Consider the following 6,545-nt stretch of genomic DNA (forward strand, 5'->3'; position numbering starts at 1 on the left):
GGGGCGGGAGGCTCAGGAGTTCCGCCAGGCGTTCGTCCGCGCCGATGGACTCCGCCGCGCGGCGCTCCGCCGCATGGTTGGACTCGGCGGCCTGGGCCGCGTCCGCCGCGCGGGCCGCGGCCAGTTCGGCCCGGGACTCGTCGGCCGCGGCCTCGCGCGCCCGGTCGGCGGCCCGCCGTGCCGCGTCCCGCGCGCCCTCCCAGGCGGCGACCGCGGTCGTCTCCGCGTCGCTGGCGGCCAGCGCGGCGCGGGCGGGGTCGGCCTCGGGCCCCCCACCGGCGGCCCCGGGCACCTCCAGCCAGCCCGCCCGTACGGCCTCGGCGGTCTCCTGCTCGACCTCGGCGAGCCGCTGCCGCAGATGCTCGGCCTCGCTGCGGGCGCGCTGCGCCTCGGTGGCGGCAGCGGTGGCGTCGTGGTGGGCCGCCTCCCCCACCTCCTGAAGAGCCGTGGACCGCTCCTCCTGCTCGTTGGCGAGGCGCTCGCCGTCCTCTGCGGCGGCGTGCAGCGCCCGTACGAGATCGGACGCGGCGCGGGCGCGGGCGACCAGGGCCGGGGCTGCGTCCCGCTCCGCCTCGCGGATCGCCGCAGCTACGCGCGCGGAGCGGTCGGCGGCGGCGCGGTGCCGCAGCACGGTCTCGGCCGCCTGCCAGGCGGCGTGCAGGGTGCGTGCGTCGCCCAGCTCGCGGCGTTGCGCGGCGGCCGCCTTCTCGGCGGCGGTCAGCGCCAACGATGCATGCCGGTAGGCGAGTTCGGCCGCCACGAGCCGACTGCGGCCGCGCACCTCCTCGGCCTCGTCCACGGCGTGTGCGGCCGTGGTGACCTGTTGGGCCAGCTCGGCGGCGCGCCCGCGCTCACGCGCGCCGCGCGCGGAGAGCCGCCGGGCGAACGTACGGGTGCGGCGCTCCGCGCCGGCGTGCACCTCGCGGGCGCTCCCCCGCATCTCCGCCGCCTCGGCGATCCGCCGCAGCAACTCCAGTGAGTCGGCCGTGAACTCGCGCTCCGCGGTCAGCTCGGCCCGCCGCCCCAGCTTGTGCGCGAAGCCGTGCACGAGGTCGGCGAGTCCGTCGGTGTCGCGGGTGTCGGTGACGGCGCGCAGCAGCAGGTCGGTGAAGTCGGAGTCGTTCTTGACCGCGAACAGACCCGCCGCCTCGCCCTCGTCGGCGTTCATCTCTCGCTGGTAACGGAAGAGTTCGGGATCGAGGCCGAGGTCGCCGAGGTGCTCGTTCCAGCGCTCGTGGATCTCCTCCCAGACGACGTCCAGGTTCGGGTACGCCTTGCCGGCCTCGGCGATCGCGTCGCGGAACCCCTTCATCGTGCGGCGCCGCCCGCGCGCCCCGGAGGCGCCCTCGGCGATGGGGCGTACGGTCGCGGTCTCGGCGACGGGGAGGGAGTCGAGCGACATCCCGGGCCCCGGCCGGAACGAGTACCACGCCTCGGCGAACTTCCGTGGGTCGTTGGAGACCTGGCGCCCGCGCCACTCGCTCACCTTGCCCACCACCACGCACTCGCCAGTGACGGTGTGCTGCCACTCCAGCGCCACGTGCCCGCAGTCGTCGGCCAGCAGGAACTTCCGCAGCACACCGGAGCTGGCGCCGCCGAGGGTGTTGCGGTGGCCGGGCAGCATGACCGAGAAGATCAGCTTGAGGAGTACGGACTTGCCGCCGCCGTTCTCCAGGAAGAGCACGCCCGCGGGCGCGGGGCGGCGCGGCGGGCCGGTCGGCTCGTCCTCGAAGAAGTCCGCCTGCGCGGGCGCGGGGCTGGCCACGGGCTCGCCCACCCCGCGCAGGTCCAGCACGGTGTCGGCGTAGCGCGCACCGGCGGGCCCGATGGAGTAGAGGCGGACCCTGGACAGCTCGTACATGGCGGCGGACTCTCGTTGTTCGTGGGTGGCGGTCGGTTGTCGGTGTCGGTCTGTTCGCAGTCTGTTCGCCGGGCTCGGCTCAGCTGTGGAAGGGCAGGCCGGCCTCGGCGACCAGATCCAGGTCGTCGGTGTCGTCGGGTGGCAGCAGGGTCGCCGTGCCGTCGCTGACGGAAACGACGCCGAGCTCCAGCAGCTCGGCCATGGCGGCGCTGCCCGCCATGTCGCGGATCTGCAACTGGTAACGGGCGGTGGTGCGGTAGGCGCCGCCCGCGTCGTCGCCGGTGCGCTGGAGGAAGCCGGAGTCAGTGAGGAAGGCGACGGCCTTGCCGACGATGCCGGTGGTCGAACCGGCCAGCCGGCGCGCGTCCTTGGTGGCGCCGGTGGCGGTGCGCCGGGCCCAGACCCGCCAGGCGGCCTCCAGGCCGGGGGCGTCGGAGGCCGGGTCGGTGTTCTCGCCGCGCTCCTCGGCCCGCTCCTCCAGGCGGCGGCAGGCCTGCCGTACGAACGCGTCGACGCCGTTCACGGTGATCCGGCCGATGTACCCGTCGTCGGCCAGGTCCTCGGGGCGGGGGAAGGCCATGGCCGCGACCGCGAGGTGGGCGAGTCCGTGGAGGAAGCGGTCGCCTGAGTCGGCGGAGGCGCGGCGCGCGTAGTCGCCCATGCGGACGGCGAACACCGAGTCCTCGGCCGCCGCGACGGCCATGCCGGCGCGGCTGGACACCTCCAGGACGATCAGGCCGAGACCGGCCGCGACGGCGTCGGCGAGCCGTGCGAAGCCGGGCTCCTCGCGGTGGCGCCTCAGCAGTTCCGCGTACTCCGCATCCCGCGCGGGCACGAGCTTGGGCTGGAGCCCGAACGCGACGAGCCGCGCGGCGTCGGCGGCGTCCGCGGGCGTGACACCGCCGACGGGGGCGGCGCCGGCACCCCGCGTGGCGTACGGCCCGGCCGCGGGCAGCGCGCCGCCCTCTCCCGTGGGGGGCGGGGTCTCGTCGGCATCATGCTCGGCGATCACAGCTGCTGCTCCTTGTCGAGAGTTGTCGAAAGGTCGTGGCAGGCGTTGGGCCGGCCTGTGCCCGCCACCGGAGCGTGGCCGCTCCGGACGCCGACCACCGCCCGTAGCGCGGGTTTCATACGCGACTGCCCGCCGGTGGCCCGTGGTGCCCACCCTCCCCCGGACTCCCTCCGGGGGACTCCGGCCCCTGTGGAACACCTGCCCGCAGCAGGGGTCGAACCATGGCCCTGTCCATCACGCCACCTCCGCCCGCTCGGCGGCCATGCCCGCCGCGTCCAGCAGGGCCGTGCCCACGATCAGGTCCGCGCCGCCGAATTCGGGATCGTCGAGGGCGGTGCCGTCGTCGACGGCGAAGAGGAGGCGCTGTTCGCCCTGGCGGTAGGCCGTGCCGACCGGCGGACTCGCGGCGTGGACCGCCAGCAGCGCGACCAGGTACGGCAGCTCGGGGTCGCGCCGCCGCGCGTCGGCGAGCAGCCCCGACAGGCGCCGCGGCGCGTCCGCCGGAAGGTCGAGCAGCTCCATCGCGGAGGCCAGCTGCTCCTCGCTGAAGCGGCTGTCGTCGGGGGTGGCGATCAGCTCCGGCTCGGGCATCTCCGCCCCGAGGTACTCCCGCTCGACCGGCGGCGTGAGCAGCAGCTCCACGAGGTCGCCGACCCGTACGGCGGCGGGCGTGCGAAAGCCGGTGCCCCGCGCGAAGAACGCGTCCGTCACGCGCGTCGCCCGCTCCAGCGGCAGCGGAAGGACGGGGGCGACGAGCTGCCCGTACAGGTCGAGCCCGGTGCGGGTCGCGGGCGTGGCGAAGGCCTGCCGGTCCTGTTCGGCGCGGAACAGCGGTCCGGCCTCCAGCAGTCGGGACTGGAGCTGGGTGTGGCGCCGGATGCAGTCCTTGACTATGTCGACCAGCTCGGCCGCCCGCCGCTTGTGCTCCCCCATCTTCGGATCGGAACCGGTCTCCGCCTCGTCGCGCGCGCGGCGGATGTTGGTGAGGATCGCGTTCTCGTGCCGGTAGCGGTCCGCGACGTGGTCGAGCGCCTCGGCGATCATGTCGGGGACGGTGCTCAGCCAGTCGACGGCGCGGACGTTGCGCCGGGTCGCGTCCAGCGTCCTGCGGAGCGTCTCCGCGTACTGCACGGTGCGGTAGCGGGCCTGCTCCGCGGCGAGTTGGGCGTCGGCCAGCCTGCCCCGGCTGATCAGCACCTCGAGCTTGACCTCGGCGGCGATCTGGGCACTGGTCACGTCCGTGTCCAGCGCGCCGACGAGCACGTTGACCGCCTCGTCCGTCGTGCGCAGATAGACGCTGCCGCCGTGCCCGGGCACCTCCTCGATCAGCTTGAAGTCGTAGTCGCGCCGCACATACGCCCCGTCGGGCCCGAACGTGCCGTAGACGGCGCGGAATCCGCGGTCCACACTGCCGACGTTGATGAGGTTCTCCAGGACCCAGCGGGCGACCCGCTCATGCTCCGCCGCGGGCCTGGCGGGGGCCTGGGCGGCGACGCGCGGCAGCAGCCTGGCCACTATCTGCTCGTGGTCGGCCCCGGTGTCGAAGTCCATGTTCAGCGTGACGAGATCGATGGCGGCGAGCGCCACCTCCGCCATCGCGTAGACCCCGTACTCCCCCGCGAGGTTGGCCTTGCGGGTGTCCAGATCGTGCAGCGGCGCCGTGCAGGCGAGCGCGCGCAGCCGCCGGGCCAGCCCTTCGTCGGCGGCCGGGCCGGGTGCGGGCCGGGCAGCCGAGCCGAGCTGTGCCCCACTGAGCTGGGGCGGAGCGAGGTCCGAGGCGTGCGAAGTCACGGTGGACAGATTAGGTCCTCGGACTGACAACGACCGAAACGGCACGGATGGGGCGGCGACCCCAGCCATTGGGCGCCCCAGCCATTACCAGTGGGGCGAGAGCAAAGTTCACCCGCCAGGGGGCGAGCTCGCGGTGGAAGTGGATGTTGGCGGTCGCGACGCCCTTCCGGTCCTCCTCCCCGGCGGCCCGCCGCCCTTCCACGACCGCCACGGCGACCGCGCCCAGGGCGTACGGCCGCCGGCCGAGGCCTCGTACGACCGCGCGATCCCCTACCTTGTCGAGCAGCTTCCGTCCTCCATGGCACCAACTCCCCCTCTGCGAGGTGCACATGAGCACGACTCCCCCTCACCTGGCCGCACCAGCCGCGGCCTCCGCACCAGCCGCCGCTTCCGCCGGCAGCGATCGCGAAGGCGGCTCGGCGACGCGCGAGGACACCGGCCCTCTCGCCTGGTTCCGCGCCCTGAGCCCGCGCGGGCGGCGCGCCTTCGGCGGCGCGTTCGGCGGATACGCCCTGGACTCCTACGACTTCTTCACCCTGCCACTGAGCATGGTCGCCATCGCGGCCCACTTCGGTCTGAACAGCGGCCAGACCGGCCTGCTGACCACCGTCACGCTGGTCCTCTCCGGCGTCGGCGGCGCGGCGGCCGGAATCCTGGCCGACCGGATCGGCCGGGTGAAGGCCCTGATGATCACCGTCATCGCGTACGCCCTCTTCACCGTCCTGTGCGGCTTCGCGCCCAACTACGAGACGCTGCTGGTGTTCCGGGCGCTCCAGGGGCTCGGATTCGGCGGCGAGTGGGCGGTCGGCGCGATCCTCGTGGCCGAATACGCCACGGCGAAACACCGCGGCCGCACCCTCGGCGTCGTCCAGAGCGCCTGGGCCGCCGGCTGGGCGCTCGCGGTGCTGGTCTCCACGCTCGTCTTCCAGTTCCTCGACGAGGCCACGGCCTGGCGCGTGATGTTCTGGACGGGCGCCCTGCCCGCGCTGCTCGTCCTCTACGTCCGGCGCAACGTCAGCGACGCCCCCGAGGCGGCAGAGCGCCGCGCCGAGAGCTCCGCCAAGGGCTCGTTCGCCGCGGTCTTCCGGTCCGGCCTGGGCAGGACCACGCTCTTCGCCGCCCTGATGTCCACCGGCGTCCAGGGCGGCTACTACACCCTCGCCACCTGGGTGCCGACCTATCTGAAGTCCGAGCGCGGGCTGACGGTCGTCGGCACGGGCGGCTATCTGGCCTTCCTCATCTCGGGCGCGTTCATCGGCTACCTCACCGGCGGCCTGCTCACCGACAAGCTGGGCAGGAAGCGGAACATCGTCCTCTTCGCGGTCCTCTCGGCGCTGTGCGTCCTCGCCTTCACCAACATCCCGTCCGGGGCGAACGGGCTGCTGCTCGCCCTCTCCTTCCCGCTCGGCTTCTGCACCTCCGCGATCTTCAGCGGGTTCGGCTCGTTCCTGAGCGAGCTCTACCCGACCGCCGTGCGCGGCACCGGACAGGGCTTCACGTACAACACCGGCCGCGCCGTGGGCGCGTTCTTCCCCTCCCTGGTCGGCTTCCTCGCGGACAGCTGGGGGGTGGGCGGCGCGCTGGTCTTCGGCGCCGTCGGCTACGGCATCGCGGCGCTGGCCCTGATCGGACTGCCGGAGACCCGCGGCCGCGAACTGGTCTGAGCCGACCCCGAACCGGTTCTGAGCAGTCCGCGAACTGTTCTGAGCAGTCCGCGGCCACGACAGCCGGACGGCGCGGTCGTCATCGGCGCGCAGGTCTCGTACCGCGATCTGGCGGGCTTCGGGCGGCGCGCGATGGACGTGCCGCCCGACGAGCCGGCGGACGAGATCGCTTACCAGATCGGCGCGGCGGAGGTTGCAACGGGCCGGGCCCGGCCCG

Annotated in this window: 3 protein-coding genes and 3 pseudogenes; 2 read left to right on the top strand and 4 right to left on the bottom strand. The window is 74.1% G+C overall.

The genetic code is table 11. The features are described from left to right. The 4 genes and pseudogenes from AOK16_RS00840 to AOK16_RS29155 form a co-directional block, all read right to left on the bottom strand. A pseudogene (locus AOK16_RS00840) lies at nucleotides 1-1,861 on the bottom strand (hypothetical protein); the annotation flags it as partial. 79 nt (nucleotides 1,862-1,940) lie between these two features. Then, entirely contained in the window at nucleotides 1,941-2,870 is a 930-nt protein-coding gene (locus AOK16_RS00845; RefSeq protein WP_079100919.1) for a hypothetical protein, read from the bottom strand. 237 nt (nucleotides 2,871-3,107) lie between these two features. After that, nucleotides 3,108-4,664, bottom strand: a complete 1,557-nt coding sequence (locus AOK16_RS00850) for a hypothetical protein (protein WP_055470250.1) — start codon at nucleotides 4,662-4,664, stop codon at nucleotides 3,108-3,110. A gap of 124 nt (nucleotides 4,665-4,788) precedes the next feature. Then, nucleotides 4,789-4,926: pseudogene (locus AOK16_RS29155) on the bottom strand (GntR family transcriptional regulator); the annotation flags it as partial. 67 nt (nucleotides 4,927-4,993) lie between these two features. Between AOK16_RS29155 and AOK16_RS00855 the strand changes: the two are divergent. Beyond that, entirely contained in the window at nucleotides 4,994-6,328 is a 1,335-nt protein-coding gene (locus AOK16_RS00855; RefSeq protein ID WP_055470251.1) for an MFS transporter, read from the top strand. Between the two features lie 75 nt (nucleotides 6,329-6,403). Continuing rightward, a pseudogene (locus AOK16_RS25005) lies at nucleotides 6,404-6,545 on the top strand (LamB/YcsF family protein); the annotation flags it as partial.

The sequence above is a fragment of the Streptomyces pathocidini genome (assembly GCF_001418495.1).
GTDB classification, from domain to species: domain Bacteria; phylum Actinomycetota; class Actinomycetes; order Streptomycetales; family Streptomycetaceae; genus Streptomyces; species Streptomyces pathocidini.